This window comes from Streptococcus sp. BS35b (assembly GCF_000286475.1).
In the GTDB taxonomy this organism is placed as follows: Bacteria; Bacillota; Bacilli; order Lactobacillales; family Streptococcaceae; genus Streptococcus; species Streptococcus oralis_W.
The window spans coordinates 16,773-33,030 of sequence record NZ_ALKH01000012.1; the positions used below are offsets into that span (position 1 = coordinate 16,773).

Below are 16,258 nucleotides of genomic sequence, written 5' to 3' on the forward strand. Positions count from 1 at the left end.
ATTATACTCCAAAACTATCAAATAGAGATAAACTACCAGTATTTTCAGGGATTATTTTTGATCAACAACTCCTCCTTATTAAAGCAAAAAGCCATTCCTCAAGGGAACAGCTTTCTCACTTATAATTAAAGATTCCCCCTGCCAACTTATCAGCTAGCTTAGGAAAGAGAGTATAAAACTTATGGGCTAGGTTCAATAAAACTGGGAGATTGAGTTCCCGTTTGTTTTTTCCTATGGTTTTGACAATCTTTCTAGCGACTGCATCTGGTTCTAAGAGAAAGCGGTCAACCGACTTGAGGTAGGTCCCATCTGGGTCTGCCTGGTCAAAAAAGGCAGTACGAATCGGTCCTGGATTAACCGTCGTGACATAGACACCGTAAGGCATGAGTTCGAGGCGCAGAGCATTTGAAAAACCAATGGCCGCAAACTTGGTTGCCGAGTAAAGGCTGGACTTGCTAGTCGCTATCAAGCCTGCCATACTGACGATATTGATGATATGGCCTTTTCGGCTTTCTTTCATACGAGCTGCAAGACGACGAGACAGATTCATCAGGGCAAAGGTATTAACCTCAAACATCTGATGAATGTCCTTGTCAGAGATCCGGTCGAAATCTTCAAATATTCCATATCCAGCGTTGTTGATCAAAACATCAATCTTTCCATAACGGAGATAGAGGTCAGCTACCAGAGCTTCTAGGGCTGAGTCATCAATAATATCGATTTCAATCAATTCCACATTAGAATGATTTCCATATAGTTGGGCTAGTTTTTCTTTGTTTCTACCTAGTAAGATGAGTTGGTCATTTGGCAAGAGTTTGACCATTTCTTGGGCTAAGCCACCGCTAGCACCTGTAATGAGAATTGTAGACATATTTATCCTTTCTCAATCTTCTAAATTTCCACTTCTTCCAAGTCTTTAACCACATGGACATTCTCAAAAACAGTTGCTGCATCTTTCTTGAGCTGGCTGATATCTTTTGAGAGGAAACGAGCACTGATATGGTTGAGCAAGAGGCGTTTGGCACCTGCTTCTGCTGCTACTTGTGCTGCCTGCATATTGGTTGAGTGACCGTGATTGCGAGCAATTTTTTCATCTCCTTTGCCATAAGTCGACTCGTGAACCAAGATATCGGCATTGACAGCTAGACGCACACTGGCATTGGTTTTTCGGGTATCACCCAGAATGGTGATAATTTTGCCCGGACGTGGCGCTGAGATATAGTCAGCTGCCTTGATTTCAGTTCCGTCTTCTAAAACAACGTCCTGGCCGTTTTTGATTTTTCCAAAAAGTGGACCAAATGGGACACCAGCAGCCTTAAGTTTTTCAGCATCCAAGGTCCCTTCTAGATCCTTTTGCATGACACGATAGCCAACACAGAAAATAGTGTGGTCCAGCTCCTCTGCATACACAGTGAATTTATCGGTCTCAAGGATTTTTCCTAGAGAATTTTGGTCAAACTCATGGAAATGAATGCGGTAAGGCAGACGAGAACCTGACACACGAAGACTGGTTAAGACAAAGGACTTGATCCCTTGAGGTCCGTAGATGTCCAAATCTGTCTGCTCCTCATTAGCCTGAAAAGCACGGCTAGAGAGAAATCCTGGCAAGCCAAAGATGTGATCTCCGTGCAAGTGGGTGATAAAGATTTTGCTGATCTTACGTGGTCGAATCGTGGTTTCCAGAATACGATTTTGCGTTCCTTCTCCACAGTCAAAGAGCCAGACTTCGTTAATCTCGTCCAAGAGTTTTAATGCGAGACTTGAAACGTTGCGGGCTTTAGAGGGCTGACCAGCCCCCGTTCCTAAAAATTGAATATCCATTCGATACTTTCTAATTAATCAATATATAACATGGCTGTGCGATTTTCCGATCGGAAATAACGCTTGCCAGAAAAAGCAGCAGCTTCTTGCAGTAAATCCTCTTGGCTGTAGCCTTTGAGACGTTTACGACCATCCGCCAAGCTTTCCAAATCAGTCAAAGCTGTGAGACTCTCCACACTAACAACTTCCTCTTCTCCGGCATCCTTCATGTAAATCTTTCCAGATTCTTCAAAGACGAGTTGATGAGGGAAAATTTGTGCAATCTCAAAGAGCAAGTCATCCGAGATTTCCTCTTCATTTTCAGAGAAGATTCGCCCCAAGCCCTCACTCTCATAGCAAAAGCCAAAGGATTTGCCAGATAAATTAAGACGAATAAAAGGCTTATTTTCAAAGGTGAAACTTGGCTCAACATTGTAGAGGTTCAGTTCATGACTGAGTTCTGAAAAATAATCCGTCGCAGCTTCAGGACTCTTTTTCTGGTAAAGTTCAGCAAAGTAGGCATTGACTACACTCGGAGGAGGTGTGATGAGAGCCAACTGCTCTTGCTCTGTTTTGCCAGCTAGAAGTTGATCTAGATAGACCTTATCCAGACTTGTATAACCTCCATACTTTAGAGCCAAAGTTTTAATATCAGTCATAAAATTCTTCTAACCTCCATTTATTTTTCTCGGAAATGTAGCCTGTAATCACTTCTCCATCATCTTGGTAGTCACGTTCTTCAAGAATCGCCACACTTTCTAGATCATGTATCTTGTAAGACTTAGAAAAAGGCACGCGCAGGGTAAAGACTTCAAAAATCTCCTTGATCTTCTCCAAAAACAATGCTTGCAAGTTCTCACGACTATCCTCAGACTTGGCAGAAATGAGGGCATACGGCGTTTGAGTAGGCGTGAAATTCTCCACCAAATCCGCTTTATTATAAAGGGTCAGACGAGGAATATCCTCCATATCCAAGTCTTTCATGATAGACAGAACCGTTTTTTCATGCTCCTCGTGATAAGGATTGCTGGCATCGATGACATGAACCAGAAGGTCTACATGCTTGCTTTCTTCCAAAGTCGACTTGAAACTGGATACCAATTCAGTCGGTAAATCTTGGATAAAGCCAACCGTATCAGTTAAAGTCACCTGTAGATTGCCTCCCAGATGGATGCTTTTAGTTGTCGCATCCAGGGTCGCAAACAATTCATCAGCCTCATACTGGGTCTTGCTGGTCAAGGTGTTCATGATGGTTGATTTCCCAGCATTGGTGTAACCAATCAAACCAATCTTAAAGGTACTCGACTCCAGACGCTTTTCTCTGACTGTCGCCCGATTTTTCTCAACCACCTTGAGCTGGCGCTCGATATCTGTGATTTGATTGCGAACACTACGACGGTTCAGTTCCAGCTGGCTTTCACCAGGTCCACGGGAACCAATTCCCCCAGCCTGACGGCTGAGCATAATCCCCTGACCAACCAAGCGAGGCAAGAGATACTTGAGCTGGGCCAGGTGGACTTGGAGCTTCCCTTCATGGCTTCGAGCCCGCATAGCAAAGATATCCAAAATCAACTGCATACGGTCAATGACCTTAACACCCAGAACTTCCTCTAGATTGACATTTTGCCGTGGTGTCAGACGGTTGTTGACAATGACAGTGGTAATTTCTTCTGCATCCACCATCCGCGCAATCTCTTCCAACTTACCAGAGCCGACGAAAGTCTTGGAGTCATACTTTTCCCGTTTTTGCCTGTAGCTATCTACAACGACTGCCCCAGCTGTCTTAGCCAGACTAGCCAATTCTTCCATAGAGAGGTCAAAATTGTCCATGCCCTGTAATTCCACACCAATGAGTAGGACGCGTTCCTCTTTTTTCTCCGTTTCAATCATCTAAAAACTCCTCTATCTGGCTTAAAATGCGGTCCTGCACGCCAGGCTCTCCTATCTGATAAAAGGTGACCTGCATGCGATTACGGAACCAGGTCAGCTGACGCTTGGCAAAACGACGCGTCGCCCGCTTGAGACTCTCGCTCGCTTCCTCAAGAGTTTGCTCCCCACGGAAATAAGGAAAGAGTTCCTTGTAGCCAATGCCTTTAGCAGCCTGCACATCCGGGTAATGATCAAAGAGCCACTTGGCCTCATCCAAAAGACCAGCCTCAAACATCAGATCCACTCGGTGGTTGATACGCTCATAAAGCTGACTGCGTTCATCATCCAAGCAGATAATCAATGGTTCATAAGGACTTTCCTGATTTTCCAAATCCTGATTAGAATGGGCGATTTCTAAGGCACGCATAGCACGACGACGGTTAAACTGGGGAATTTCAAGTCCTGCTTGCTCCACAAGATGGGCTAATTCATCATTTGTAAAAGCATCCAAACTAGCTCGATAGGCTAAAATCTCCTCACGAGGTGTTTCTCCACCTAGATGATAGCCTTCCAGCAAACTCTGGATATAAAGCCCTGTACCACCCGCGATAATCGCTAGCTTACCACGGTTATGAATATCCTCAATAGCCTTCTTAGCTTCCGAAACAAAATCAAAAGCCGAGTAAGACTCGGTCACCTCTCTGACATCAATCAAATGATGAGGAACAGCAGCTTGCTCCTCTGGGCTAGCCTTGGCCGTCCCAATATCCAACCCTCTGTATACTTGCTGACTGTCACCGCTGATCACCTCTCCACCAAAGCGCTTGGCCACTTCAATAGCAAGGGCTGTCTTCCCAACAGCAGTCGGTCCAACAATCACAATTATTTTTGTTTTCATCTTTTTTCCTTGAAAAATTCCCATTTTTTCGTTACTATTATTATATCACAAAAAGGTCAGTCAGAAAAATGCTACCTCTTGAGGAGCCTGACTGTTCGGGAAGATAAAGGAGGAAGACTCATGGCTAAAGGATTCGCTAAAGGTCTTGTAACAGGTGTCGCAGGCACTGTCGCTGCCGTTGCAGGTGCAGTATACGCAATTAAAAAGAAAGTGATTGAGCCAGAAGAGCAAAAAGCAGCTTTCATCGAAGAAAACCGCAAAAAAGCAGCTCGCCGTCGCGTATCACATTAAAATACAAAAGAAGTTGAGAAATCTCAACTTCTTTTGTATTTTCTTAAATAGCTAGGTCAAACTTCAGCTGTGGCTTAACCGGATCATAGTCAACTAACTCAAAGTCCTCCGCTTTGATGTCAAAGAAATTGGTCCCATCTGGTACATTCAAGACCAAACGTGGTTGGCAGTTTGACGGCTCACGGCGGAGCAATTCCTCTGCTTGTTCAAACTGATTATCATAGATATGAAGGTTGTTGATAAAATAGAAAAACTTCCCAACCTTCCAGCCGAAATGCTTGGCAATCATCATCTGCAAAGCTACGTACTGCATAGCGTTAATGTGGTGGGCCACTAGCATGTCATTAGAACGCTGAGTCAAGGTCGCATCTAGATAGATTTCCCCATCAACGCGACGGACATCAAACATGGTCTGAAAGGCGCATGGAAGGAGGCCGTCCGTCTCCTCAAAAGCTTGGTAATCCCAGAGAGAGATGATATTGCGACGGTTCCAAGGATTGGCTTCCAACTGCTTGAGAATCTTGTTGATGATATCGTGTTTCTTAACGACCGCACCATAGCGCTCACCGATGGTTCCCGTATCTCCCACTTCCCAGTCATTCCAGTAGTGAACATTGTACTTATCATTGAGAACATCTAGGCTATTTGACTGATCTTGGTAAATCCAAAGTACTTCCTTGATGGCTGATTTAATCGCAATGGGACGCAAGGTTGTGATGGGGAATTCCCCCTTAGACAAATCATACTCCGCAAAGGCACCCGTTACGTACTTGGAATTAGCAACTGTCCCATCCTTGTACTTGGGACGAGCCTGCTCAGAAAAGACACCGTCTTTGAGGATTCGTTCAATATTCTCTTTAAAAATCGTATCTGCTTTTGTCATTTACTCTCACCTCATTTATTGTCCTAACTAGTATAGCATAAAAAAAGAAAGGAGGAAAATCACTGGCTTTAAAGTAGTGTTTTTCTCCTTTTATAATCTTATTGCAATACAAGTGATGCCGCTCCGATAACTCCAGCGTCATTTCCTAGAGTTGCAAGAGCCAATTTTGTAGATGTGCGTACTTGTGGGAAGGTATTTTCGTCGTAGACTTTCTGAACACCTTGGAGAAGGAATTCTCCGGCAGCTGATACCCCACCACCGATAACGATTGTTGATGGGTTTAGGATGGAGCCGATATTAGCACACGCGATACCCAAGTAACGTGAGAAGTTACGGTAAACGATTAAGGCAAGGTCGTCTCCTTCTTTTGCAAGGTCAAAGACAGTTTTAGCTGTTACTTCTTCGCCGTCATCAATCAAACGTTTCAAGGCTGCATCACCTTCGTATTCATCTGCATAACGACGAGTCAAGTTGACAATCCCTGTTGCTGAAGCAACTGTCTCAAGACAGCCTTTTTTACCACAGGTACATGCGATTGGTTGGTCAAAGTCAACAGTGATATGACCAAGCTCTCCTGCAGCACCAGCAACACCGTGGAGCAATTTGCCTTCTGCAACGATACCGCCACCAACACCTGTACCAAGTGTCATAAAGACAACGTCCGGTTGGTTTTCACCAGCGCCCATCCAGCGCTCACCAAGAGCAGCTACGTTGGCATCATTATCGATGAAGAATGGAATGCCCAAGGCTTTTTCGATTTTTTCTTTAATTGGTTGAAGAGTTTTCCAGTTCAGGTTGTAGGCACCGATAACAGTTCCTTTCTCACGGTCAACCACACCAGGTGATCCCATTCCAATCCCTCGGAAATCCGTAGCTGACAATCCAAGCAAGTCCAAACGATGCTGAATAGACTCAATCATATCATCTACGATATGGCTTCCTTCGTCCAAAATGTTAGTCTTGATAGACCATTTTTCTTGGATTTCTCCCTCTTGAGTTAAAATTGCGAACTTGATGGATGTTCCACCAAGGTCAATCCCAATAATCTTTTGACTCATCGTCTTCTCCTTTTTAATTGAAAATGCTTACAGATATAGTATAACAGAATCGTCTGTTTTGTGCAAAGGTTTGCATTATTTCCCTAGAATTTGTTTGCTTTATGGTTTCCACAAACCAGAAGCATCCACATAGTAGCGACCACCATCAACCCGCTCATTCTTTGCCATTTTACCATCTGATTTCAAATAGTAATTTCCTTGCCAAGTATTACGAGCGTATGAACCATCTGATTTCAAGTAGTACCAGGATTGATAAGAAGAGTCATATATCCACTCACCTTGTGCCATTTTACCGTTCGCTTTAAGATAAAAAGCGCCTTGCCAAGCATTTTGGGCATAGGATCCATCTGATTTCAAATAATACCAAGCTTGGTATGATGAATCATAAATCCATTCACTTTGAGCCATCTTTCCGTTTGCTTTAAGGTAGTAACTTCCTATCCATGTATTTCGTGCATACGAACCATCCGATTTGAGATAATACCATCCTTTGTAATATGAGTCATATATCCACTCACTCTGAGCCATTGTCCCATCTGATTTGAGATAGTAATCTCCTTTCCAAGAATTTGTTACTGGATTACCATTGTCAGAATAATAATACCAATATCCATCCTGCTTAACCCATCCTCTAGAAGAAACTCTATTCTGTGGATTAGACTGGCGTGGTTTAAAGACTCCCCGAGGTGCATTTGCACGTTCACAAGCTATCCCATCACCATCACGATCTAGTTTAGATGAGTATCCAGGCTCTCCTCTATGAATATCAGAATAGCCATTTTCCCACGCTTCTGTACAATTTGAAAAGTGAATTGTATCATTAGCAAAAGTCGGTTGAGCGAGCATCATCAACGCAGAAAAGCTAGCTAGACCAGCTTTAAAAAGAACTGTTTTTTTCATCATTTCCTCCCATAAAATGATATCGTTTTCCTCTTATTTTATCAAACTTAATTCAACAATTCAACATATCCATTATGTTTTTTAGTTTATGAAGTTTATTTAGAATTCACTTCCAACTCATACAAACCTCTGACTGCGTTACAGCCATAGACAGCTTCTGCTTGGTTCAAGTCTGCCAAAGTCAAGACTTTTTCATCTACCTGTCCTGTTTCCAGCAGATACTGGCGGTAAATCCCTGGCAAAATTCCTAGACTGGTAGGCGGTGTGTAGAGTTTACCATTAATTTTTAAGACCAGATTTCCAATAGAGGTCTCAAGTAGTTCTCCTGACTTATTGTGGTAAATTTTCTCTTGCTCTCCTAGGCTTAAATGTGGTCTATGAGTTGTTTTAAAGTAGGTAAATGATTGATTCAAATCTGCTTCTTGCAGACAAAGTTTGGCTTTGCAGAAACTTGGACTGAGGGGTGTTAAGATTTGGCGACTGAGTTCCATCTCTCCAGACTTGCTGATAGTAATTCGCAAACGATAGTCTTGGTGAGAATCACAAGCTTGACACTCTTCCTCTATCTTTTGTCTCAGTTCTTCTGGGCCAAAAGGAAAGGAAAAATAACGACTCGCCTTTGTCAATCTTTTCAGATGTTGATCTTCAAATAGCAAACGTTTCTGGCTGATTTTCCCTGTAGTAATCAATTTGAAACGAGCTTGTTTACGATAGAGAACAGCCGCCTTTTGATGCACTTCACGGTATTCAGACTCCCAGGTGCTATCCCAAGTAATCCCGCCTCCAACTCCATAAATGGCTTGGCCCTTGTGAAGTTGAATGGTCCGAATGGCGACATTGAAAATTCGTCGCCCATTTGGAAGCAAGAGACCAATCGTTCCACAGTAGACTCCACGCGGTTTAGGCTCCAAGTCCTTGATGATTTCCATGGTCGCAATTTTCGGAGCTCCCGTTATTGATCCACAAGGAAAGAGAGAGCGAAAAATGGCAACCAAGTCCACATCCTCTCGCAACTGACTCTTGATGGTAGAAGTCATCTGCCAAACAGTCGAATACTGCTCCACTTGGCACAGACGCTCCACATGCTCACTACCCACTTCAGAAATACGGTTCATATCATTGCGCAAGAGATCCACAATCATCATATTTTCAGAGCGATTTTTAGGATCTTGCTCCAACCAAGCTGCTTCTTTCAAATCTTCATCGTCAGTCAACCCACGCTTAGTCGTTCCCTTCATTGGACGAGTCGTTAATTCTCGGTCATTTTGTTCAAAAAATAGCTCTGGGCTCATGGAAATCACTGCCATCTCATCATGTTCCACATAGGCATTGTAGCCCGCTTCCTGCTCTACCACCATACGATTGTAGATGGCAAAAGGATTGGCACTCAAGTCTTGCTTGAGTTGGACGGTGTAGTTGACCTGATAGGTGTCTCCCTGACGCAAATGATGGTGAATCTGGGCAATCGCCTTTTCATAGTCTGCTGCAGACGTTACTTCCTGCCAATCATAAGGCAAATTAACTTCATCATAAGTCAGAGGAATAAGCGATGTTTCCACCCTATCATGAACTGTAAAATATAACAGATACTCTGCCAGTAAAGGAGTTTTATGAACTGCTAATTTCTCCTCAAATGCAGGTGCAGCCTCATAACTGACGTAGCCCACTACATAGTAGCCTTGCTCTTGGTAGCTTTCCACTTGTGCCATCAAGTCCACCACTTCTGCTAAATCTCTCGTTTTTAACTCTTTAATCGGCTGGGTAAAAGTGTATCTCTCCCCCAAAACCCTAAAATCAATCACTGTTTTTCTATGCATATCTTAAGTATAGCACAAAAAAGCCAACCTAGAACAGCTAAATCCAGCTTTGTTTACTGATTTCTATAACGAAAAAAATTCTCTACCTTACTTTTTCTACTTTTGGCAATTCTCCATCAGATAGCACCCCTTCTTCTTGTAAAAAAATGGTCTTATTTGGAGTACTTTACACAAAAATTCAACAAAAAAGAACAGAGGAAGTCATGGTATCTATACCATTTTTCCTCTGTCTTTTGCTTTTCTTCTGTTACTATCGAATGATTTTATGACTTTCTGATAGAATCTTCTGGATACTGCGCACGCGCACCTCCGATTAGTTTGGGACGACTAGCTAGAGCCGTTACATGGGCATGCCCAATTTCTCTCAAAAGAGGGCGAATCGGAACCTGAACATGCTTAACATGCATGCCAATCGCAGTATCTCCGATATCCAATCCAGCATGGGCCTTGATAAATTCAATCTCAACTGGATCCCGCATAAACTTGAAGGCTGCCAACTGACCCGAACCTCCTGCATGAAGTGTAGGAAGGACACTGACGATTTCCAGACCAAACTGCTCTGCCACCTGACGTTCAACAACGAGGGCTCGATTGACATGTTCACAACCTTGAACAGCTAGATGAATTCCTTTTTCCTCTAGGATATCTAGGATGGTTTTCACGATGATTTCCCCAATTTCTTGACTGGATTCCTTGCCAATCTGACCACCTATCACCTCACTAGAAGAAAGGCCCAAAACAAAGATGGCTCCTTGCTTCAAATTAGCCTTGTCTATTACATCTTCTACAATCTGGCTTGTTGCTCTTTGAATGTCTTTTTCCTTCATACTTGATACCTCTTTTGTCACTATCTATCATATCTTTTTTTACTGATTTTATCAAGGCCAACTAATCATTCTGATTTTTAAAAGTAAAACTCCCAGAATAGACTGGGAGTTAGCTAATTACTATTTTATTAATGTATATTTCAACTGTCGTCCCTTTTTCGGATGCAGAATTGATCTTCATCTGGTAATTGTCTCCAAAATGAAGTTTGAGTCGTTGGTTGACATTTTGTAGGCCAACTCCCCCACGTTTGAGCTGACTTTGACTACTATCGTCAGGATTTTGGAAACCAACACCATCATCCTCAATGCGGATGACAAGCCCTGTATCCTTTTTCTGAACAGAAACTTTAATATGGCCCTGACCTTCCTTCTCCTTAATGCCATGGTAAAGAGCATTTTCTACAAGAGGTTGCAACACCAGCTTGGGCAAGACTAGGTTACCAAAAGCAGGATCTTCATCAATCTCATACTCCAGCTTATCACCATAGCGTTGTTTCTGGATAAAGAGGTACTGGCGGACATGATTGATTTCATCAGAAAGAGAAATCAAATCCTTTCCTTGATTGAGCGCCAAGCGGAAATAGGTTGCCAAAGACTTGGTCACCTGAACCACTCGCTGACTATCCTGAAATTCAGCCATCCAGATGATAGTGTCCAAAGTATTGTAGAGGAAATGGGGGTTAATCTGACTTGATAGGGCTTGAAGTTCATACTGCCGGGTCGCTTCTTCCTGCCTGCGCACATCTGCCATCAGCTGATCAATCTGATCCAACATGGCATTAAACTGGCGAGTCACTTCTCTCAGTTCATAGGCACCAGCTTCTTTGGCTCGAAGATTTTGTGTACCAGAAGCAATTTCCAGCATGGTTTCTCTCAGATCCTTCAAAGGGGCAATCCAGCGTTTGAGACTGAACCACACCAAGCAGAGACAGGCAAGAAGAGATAAGGCACTGGCCCCAAGCAAGGTCCACATGAGTTGACTCCGAACCTGGTCTAACTTCTCCAACGAAGATACGCCTATAACCGTCCAATCAGTACCTGGAATCTGTTCCTGACTGACGTAGGATTGGTGATCTAACGTATAGCCCTGCCCCGTCTCGATGTAGGGTTTCATGGCCTCCATTTCACTCGCTGAGCTATAGACAGTACGTTTAGGATGGTAGACAAATTCATGGTTTTCATTGATGATAAAGGCAAAGCCCTGCTGGCCCAACTGGAGTTGGTTGAGATAGGCTTCCAGAGTTTCATAGGAAATATCCAAACGAAGTACGCCAAGATTGGCTCCCTTTGTATCGACAAGTTCCTGAGTGACAGAAATGACCCACTGACTGTCTGATTTACGAGCTGGTGTCAAAACTGGCTTAGCTCCCTGATGAATAGCTTTTTGGTACCAATCCTCAGCCATCATATCTGAGGAAGTTTTCATCTGCACACTATCATCTGTAGAAATAACCTGACCGGATTTGGTGACCAGTACCACCGTTTTCAAGTCCTGGTCTGCCTTTAAGATCGTCAAAAACAGATCTCGGATTCCCTTGACTTGGTCTTGGTTAGGATTCTCAGCATAGGCCAACACATCCTTCTGCTGGGTCAAACTGGTAGAGGTAGTTTCTAATTTTTTGATATAAGACTGAATAAAGTGGCTAGTTTGGCTAATGGTCGTTTGACTATTGCCCTCAATAGTGGCCTCAATAGCTGATGAACTAGATTGATAGTAGAAAGTCCCAACCAGAGCTAGGAGAATAAGAAATACCAGAAAGATGGAAATAACCATTCTGACTAAAAGAGAAGAACGCTTCATCGACCTTCTCCCTTCTTAAACTGACGAGGTGTCACACCTGCAATCTGTTTAAAACGTTGGGTAAAGTAGTTCATATCCTCAAAACCAACCTTTTCGGCTATCTGGTAAATCTTTAAATCTGTGGTCAAAAGCAAGAGCTTGGCTTGTTTGACACGCTCTCTCACCAGGTAATCCTGAAAAGGCAACCCCAACTCTTTCTTAATCAAGGAGCTCAAATAAGTCGGACTAAAGCCCAATTCACTGGCTAAAGACTTTAAACTAAATTGACTATCAGCCAGATGAGACTGGATCTTCTGAGCAATATTTCCCTCAAACTGATCAGTCAATAAATCTTGTAACTGCTCTTCCTTTTCTTCCTTGTCTAGTTTTTGCTTGATTTTCCCTAACATTTCCTCAATATCCTGACGAGAAAAGGGTTTGAGCAGGTAATCATCTACACCGAGTTTGACAGCAGACAAGGCATAATCAAAATCATCGTAACCTGTTAAAAAGACCAAATGCACTTGTGGATAGGTTTCTCGTACCAGACTGGCCAACTGGATGCCATTTAGCTGAGGCATGTTGATATCGGTTAAAATGATATCTGGCACCTGCTTTTGAATCAAGTCCCAAGCCTGTCTTCCATTTTCAGCCTGACCGATGATTTCCATATCGTAGGCTGCTACATTGACTAGCTTGGTCAAGCCTTGTCTTACCAGATACTCATCTTCTACGATTAAGATTGTGTAGGTCATGCTCCGCTCCTTTACCACTTACTAGTATCAGTATAGCAAAATTCTCCTCTAACTGCTTAGGAAAGACTTCTTAATCAACATAATCTAGTAAATAGGCATAGCCTTTTTCTGCCATTTGGTCTTTGGGAATAAAGCGGATAGAGAGACTATTGATACAGTAGCGCAAGCCCCCCTTGTCCTGTGGTCCATCCGTAAAGACATGGCCAAGGTGAGAATCCCCAACTCGACTTCTCACTTCCATGCGCGTCATATTGTAGGACTTATCTTCCTTGTAGGTAGCAACATCTGGACTGATTGGTTGGGTGAAACTAGGCCAACCACAACCAGACTCAAACTTGTCCTTTGATGAAAAGAGAGGTTCGCCAGTGGCCACATCTACATAGATACCGGATTCAAATTTATCCCAATAGCGGTTTGAAAAAGCTCGTTCTGTTTGATTTTTCTGGGTAACGGCGTACTCCTCAGGTGACAAGGTCTTTTTCAATTCCTCATCACTTGGTTTAGGATATTTGCTGGCATCAATGACAGGATAGGCAGCTTGATTGACATTGATATGACAGTAGCCATTTGGATTTTTCTTGAGGTAGTCTTGGTGATAATCTTCCGCCACCACAAAATTCTTCAAGTTTTCCTTTTCAACTGCCAGAGGTTGGTCATATTTTTTAGCAACTTCATCAAAGACTTGGTTGATTACTTCCAAATCCTTATCATCTGTGTAATAAACACCAGTACGATACTGGGTCCCCACATCATTTCCTTGTTTATTTTTGCTGGTTGGATTAATGATGCGGAAGTAATGAAGCAGAATTTCCTTGAGGGAAATTTGATTGGCATCATAGGTGACATGGACAGTCTCTGCATGTCCTGTTTGGTTAATCAATTCGTATTTGGTTGTTTCCCCTCTACCGTTTGCATAGCCTGAAACGGCATCGGTTACTCCAGGCACGCGTGAGAAGTATTCCTCCACTCCCCAGAAACATCCCCCAGCTAGATAAATTTCGTGCAAGTCTGCGTCTTTACTCACTTCTGTTTTTTTCACTGTTTTTCCTCCTTGGCTAACGGACGCTTTCTCAATTTGCGAGCTATCTGTTTGCCCTGCATTTCGCATCAATAGAAAATAGAAACCGGTTATGGCTAGGAGAATGACCCCTGCCAAGACAAAAAGTTTTACTTTATCATTCATAGCCTTTCTCTACCCCATTTCTTTCAATTCTTTCAAAATCATATCCTTATCCATAAAACCTGGTTGCGTTTTGACCAGCTTGCCTTCCTTGTCTATAAAGGCTTGAGTCGGGTAAGAACGGACACCATAACTTTCCAAGAGTTTACCTGATGGATCAATTAAAACTGGGAAATTTTTATAATCCAAGCCCTTGTACCAGTTCTTAAAGTCTGCTTCAGATTGCTCCCCCTTGTGTCCAGGAGACACCACTGTCAAGACCACATAGTCATCACCAGCTTCTTTAGCAATTTCATCCGTATCTGGAAGGCTGGCTAGACAGATGGAACACCAAGAAGCCCAGAATTTGAGATAGACTTTCTTGCCCTTGTAATCAGACAAACGATAGGTCTTGCCATCTACTCCCATCAGTTCAAAATCAGCAACCGCCTGACCTTTAGTCGCAGTTTGCGAACTGACTTGTTCTGTTTTCGTTTGCTCCTTCATAGTAGACTCGTCTGCCATATTTTTAGCCGAACAGGCTGCCAAGCAACAGATTGAGCCTACTCCAACGAGACATGTTTGCCATTTTTTCATTTCTTTTTCCTCTCTATTCAAATAATGTAGTCAAAATGGAAGCATTTCCCAAAAGCACCAAGATTCCCATCACGATAATGAGGAAACCACCCACTTTTTTGAGGATTCCGAGGTAAGGATGCAGTTTTCGGAAATGTTTCAAAACATAGCTGGAGGCGAGAGCTAGGACTAAAAATGGTAGCGCCAATCCCAGCGTGTAAACCAACATGAGACCAGCTCCCTGCCAAGCTCCTGAACCACCTGAAGCCGCCAAAGCCAAAACAGACCCCAGAACTGGCCCCACACACGGCGTCCAAGCAAAACTAAAGGTCAACCCCAGTAAAAATGCCTGACTATAGCCGTTACCCTTTTGCCCCTGTCTCTTTAATTGTAGCCTTCTTTCCTTGTAGAGTCCCTGCAAATGTAAAACTTCCATCTGGTGCAAGCCCAAGAGAATGATAATCGTACCCGTCACATACTGAAACCAAGAAGCATACAGCAAATTGCCTAAAAAACCAGCTCCATAACCCAGTAAGATAAAGATAAAAGAAATCCCCGCTATAAAGGCCAGAGTTCGCAATAAACTTACAACTGAGATTGAAAATTTTCCACTAGAATCCTGAGCACCATCTTTGTCATCAAGTAAGACCCCCGCATAGACAGGTAACAAGGGTAAGATACAAGGAGAAAAGAAGGAAAGAATTCCAGCAAGAAAAACACTGATAAAAAAGATTACATTGTCCATTGCCTTCCTCCATTCTTTGATTTGATAGGACTATTATAGCTCCAAAACTCCAGAAAAAACAGGGACAATGATAGGGAAAAATAGGAATTTAATCAGTTTATTTAGAAATATGGCACAAAAAAAGCCAGACAAGGTCTGACTTTGGTAGAAACAGAAAAGAGAATCACCTGTCCTCCCTACTTATCTGATAATAAATAAGGTCCGCAACGTAGTCTTTTCTCTCCACACCATTGGCAATGGTTTTTAGATAGGACATTCCAGCCTTCTCCATCACACGGCCTGAAGCTGAGTTAAGACTGGCGTAACGAGCTCTGACTTTTTGAAAACCTGCTTGATTAAAACAGAAGTCTAACACAGCTTTCAGGGCCTCCGTCATCATACCACGCCCCCAATAGTTTTTTCCTAAAACATAGCCAATTTCACAACAAGAATCAGTATCATTCATCTCAACGATGCTGATATCTCCTATCACATGCTCTGGGTTTTCTTTGAGACAAATGGCCCATTTGTAATAGTTGGGATTGGTATAGGATGCAACCCAATTTCGAATCGAGTTCCGAGTCACCTCAACATCAGGATGAGGATCCCAAGAGACATAGATTAGATTCTCAGCAGACGAAGCCCAATTTTGAAACATGGCTTCCGCATCACTCTCCACAAATCTTCTCAAGATTAAACGTTCCGTCTCTAACATTTGCGTACCGATTGCTTTCATAATGTTACCTCGCTTTCTAAGCTTAAGGCTCAGGGTAAAAAGACTATACTCAGTAGTAGCTAGGAAACAAGTGTTTTATCTAATCCCTTGACGCAGTCGCTGTCTGGTTTGAAATGCGCTTTACCAAGCTTTTTCAAACCTAGTCATCGTTGCGGGGGTGAGACAACGAAATCGAACTCTTAGAG

At 42.9% G+C, this 16,258-nt stretch carries 17 protein-coding genes; 1 reads left to right on the forward strand and 16 read right to left on the reverse strand.

Translation table 11 applies throughout. The features are described 5' to 3' along the window. Positions 1–115 precede the first annotated feature (115 nt). The 5 genes from HMPREF1149_RS09260 to miaA are packed head-to-tail and all read right to left on the reverse strand — an operon-like array spanning position 116 to position 4,567. Positions 116–871 (reverse strand): SDR family NAD(P)-dependent oxidoreductase, encoded by a 756-nt coding sequence (locus tag HMPREF1149_RS09260; RefSeq protein ID WP_000104111.1) that lies wholly within the window; start codon positions 869–871, stop codon positions 116–118. 20 nt (positions 872–891) lie between these two features. Next, positions 892–1,821, reverse strand: a complete 930-nt coding sequence (gene rnz, locus HMPREF1149_RS09265) for a ribonuclease Z (protein ID WP_000354313.1) — start codon at positions 1,819–1,821, stop codon at positions 892–894. Positions 1,822–1,835: 14 nt separating this feature from the next. Continuing rightward, on the reverse strand, positions 1,836–2,459 hold the full coding sequence (locus tag HMPREF1149_RS09270; RefSeq protein ID WP_000129700.1) for a hypothetical protein: 624 nt from the start codon (positions 2,457–2,459) through the stop codon (positions 1,836–1,838). Beyond that, positions 2,452–3,690 carry a GTPase HflX gene (gene hflX / locus HMPREF1149_RS09275; protein ID WP_000573176.1) on the reverse strand — a complete coding sequence of 413 codons (1,239 nt, stop codon included), beginning with the start codon at positions 3,688–3,690 and terminating at the stop codon, positions 2,452–2,454. The genes HMPREF1149_RS09270 and hflX overlap by 8 nt, the downstream gene beginning before the upstream one ends. Next, positions 3,683–4,567 carry a tRNA (adenosine(37)-N6)-dimethylallyltransferase MiaA gene (miaA, locus tag HMPREF1149_RS09280; protein ID WP_000850164.1) on the reverse strand — a complete coding sequence of 295 codons (885 nt, stop codon included), beginning with the start codon at positions 4,565–4,567 and terminating at the stop codon, positions 3,683–3,685. Before miaA ends, hflX begins: the two co-directional genes overlap by 8 nt. A gap of 120 nt (positions 4,568–4,687) precedes the next feature. On the opposite strand from miaA, the gene HMPREF1149_RS09285 reads away from it, so the two are divergent. Further along, a complete protein-coding gene (locus tag HMPREF1149_RS09285; protein ID WP_001051782.1) occupies positions 4,688–4,858 on the forward strand; it encodes a DUF3042 family protein in 171 nt (56 codons plus the stop codon). Between the two features lie 43 nt (positions 4,859–4,901). Here HMPREF1149_RS09285 and HMPREF1149_RS09290 read toward each other — a convergent pair whose 3' ends face one another. The 11 genes from HMPREF1149_RS09290 to HMPREF1149_RS09340 all read right to left on the reverse strand — a co-directional run bounded on the left by HMPREF1149_RS09290 (position 4,902) and on the right by HMPREF1149_RS09340 (position 16,073). After that, complete coding sequence (locus HMPREF1149_RS09290) at positions 4,902–5,741, reverse strand: thymidylate synthase (protein ID WP_000158626.1); 840 nt, start codon at positions 5,739–5,741, stop codon at positions 4,902–4,904. A gap of 98 nt (positions 5,742–5,839) precedes the next feature. Then, positions 5,840–6,799, reverse strand: a complete 960-nt coding sequence (locus HMPREF1149_RS09295; protein ID WP_000078551.1) for an ROK family glucokinase — start codon at positions 6,797–6,799, stop codon at positions 5,840–5,842. Between the two features lie 99 nt (positions 6,800–6,898). After that, positions 6,899–7,699: an excalibur calcium-binding domain-containing protein gene (locus tag HMPREF1149_RS09300; protein WP_000754427.1), complete on the reverse strand. Its 801-nt coding sequence runs from the start codon at positions 7,697–7,699 to the stop codon at positions 6,899–6,901. Between the two features lie 95 nt (positions 7,700–7,794). Further along, positions 7,795–9,516, reverse strand: a complete 1,722-nt coding sequence (pabB, locus tag HMPREF1149_RS09305; RefSeq protein WP_002878872.1) for an aminodeoxychorismate synthase component I — start codon at positions 9,514–9,516, stop codon at positions 7,795–7,797. A gap of 263 nt (positions 9,517–9,779) precedes the next feature. After that, positions 9,780–10,343 (reverse strand): TIGR01440 family protein, encoded by a 564-nt coding sequence (locus HMPREF1149_RS09310; protein WP_000659497.1) that lies wholly within the window; start codon positions 10,341–10,343, stop codon positions 9,780–9,782. Positions 10,344–10,452: 109 nt separating this feature from the next. Continuing rightward, a complete protein-coding gene (locus HMPREF1149_RS09315) occupies positions 10,453–12,144 on the reverse strand; it encodes a cache domain-containing sensor histidine kinase (protein WP_000831087.1) in 1,692 nt (563 codons plus the stop codon). Beyond that, the gene (locus HMPREF1149_RS09320) at positions 12,141–12,878 is read right to left on the reverse strand and encodes a response regulator transcription factor (protein WP_000222609.1); all 738 of its coding nucleotides are present in this window, start codon (positions 12,876–12,878) and stop codon (positions 12,141–12,143) included. The genes HMPREF1149_RS09315 and HMPREF1149_RS09320 overlap by 4 nt, the downstream gene beginning before the upstream one ends. A gap of 70 nt (positions 12,879–12,948) precedes the next feature. Next, positions 12,949–14,061 carry a peptide-methionine (R)-S-oxide reductase MsrB gene (gene msrB, locus HMPREF1149_RS09325; protein ID WP_000998582.1) on the reverse strand — a complete coding sequence of 371 codons (1,113 nt, stop codon included), beginning with the start codon at positions 14,059–14,061 and terminating at the stop codon, positions 12,949–12,951. Positions 14,062–14,070: 9 nt separating this feature from the next. Further along, positions 14,071–14,634 (reverse strand): redoxin family protein, encoded by a 564-nt coding sequence (locus HMPREF1149_RS09330; protein ID WP_000759271.1) that lies wholly within the window; start codon positions 14,632–14,634, stop codon positions 14,071–14,073. A gap of 13 nt (positions 14,635–14,647) precedes the next feature. Next, positions 14,648–15,358: a thiol-disulfide oxidoreductase-associated membrane protein CcdA2 gene (ccdA2, locus tag HMPREF1149_RS09335; RefSeq protein WP_000370901.1), complete on the reverse strand. Its 711-nt coding sequence runs from the start codon at positions 15,356–15,358 to the stop codon at positions 14,648–14,650. 163 nt (positions 15,359–15,521) lie between these two features. Then, on the reverse strand, positions 15,522–16,073 hold the full coding sequence (locus HMPREF1149_RS09340) for a GNAT family N-acetyltransferase (RefSeq protein WP_000643821.1): 552 nt from the start codon (positions 16,071–16,073) through the stop codon (positions 15,522–15,524). Between the last annotated feature and the right edge of the window lie 185 nt (positions 16,074–16,258).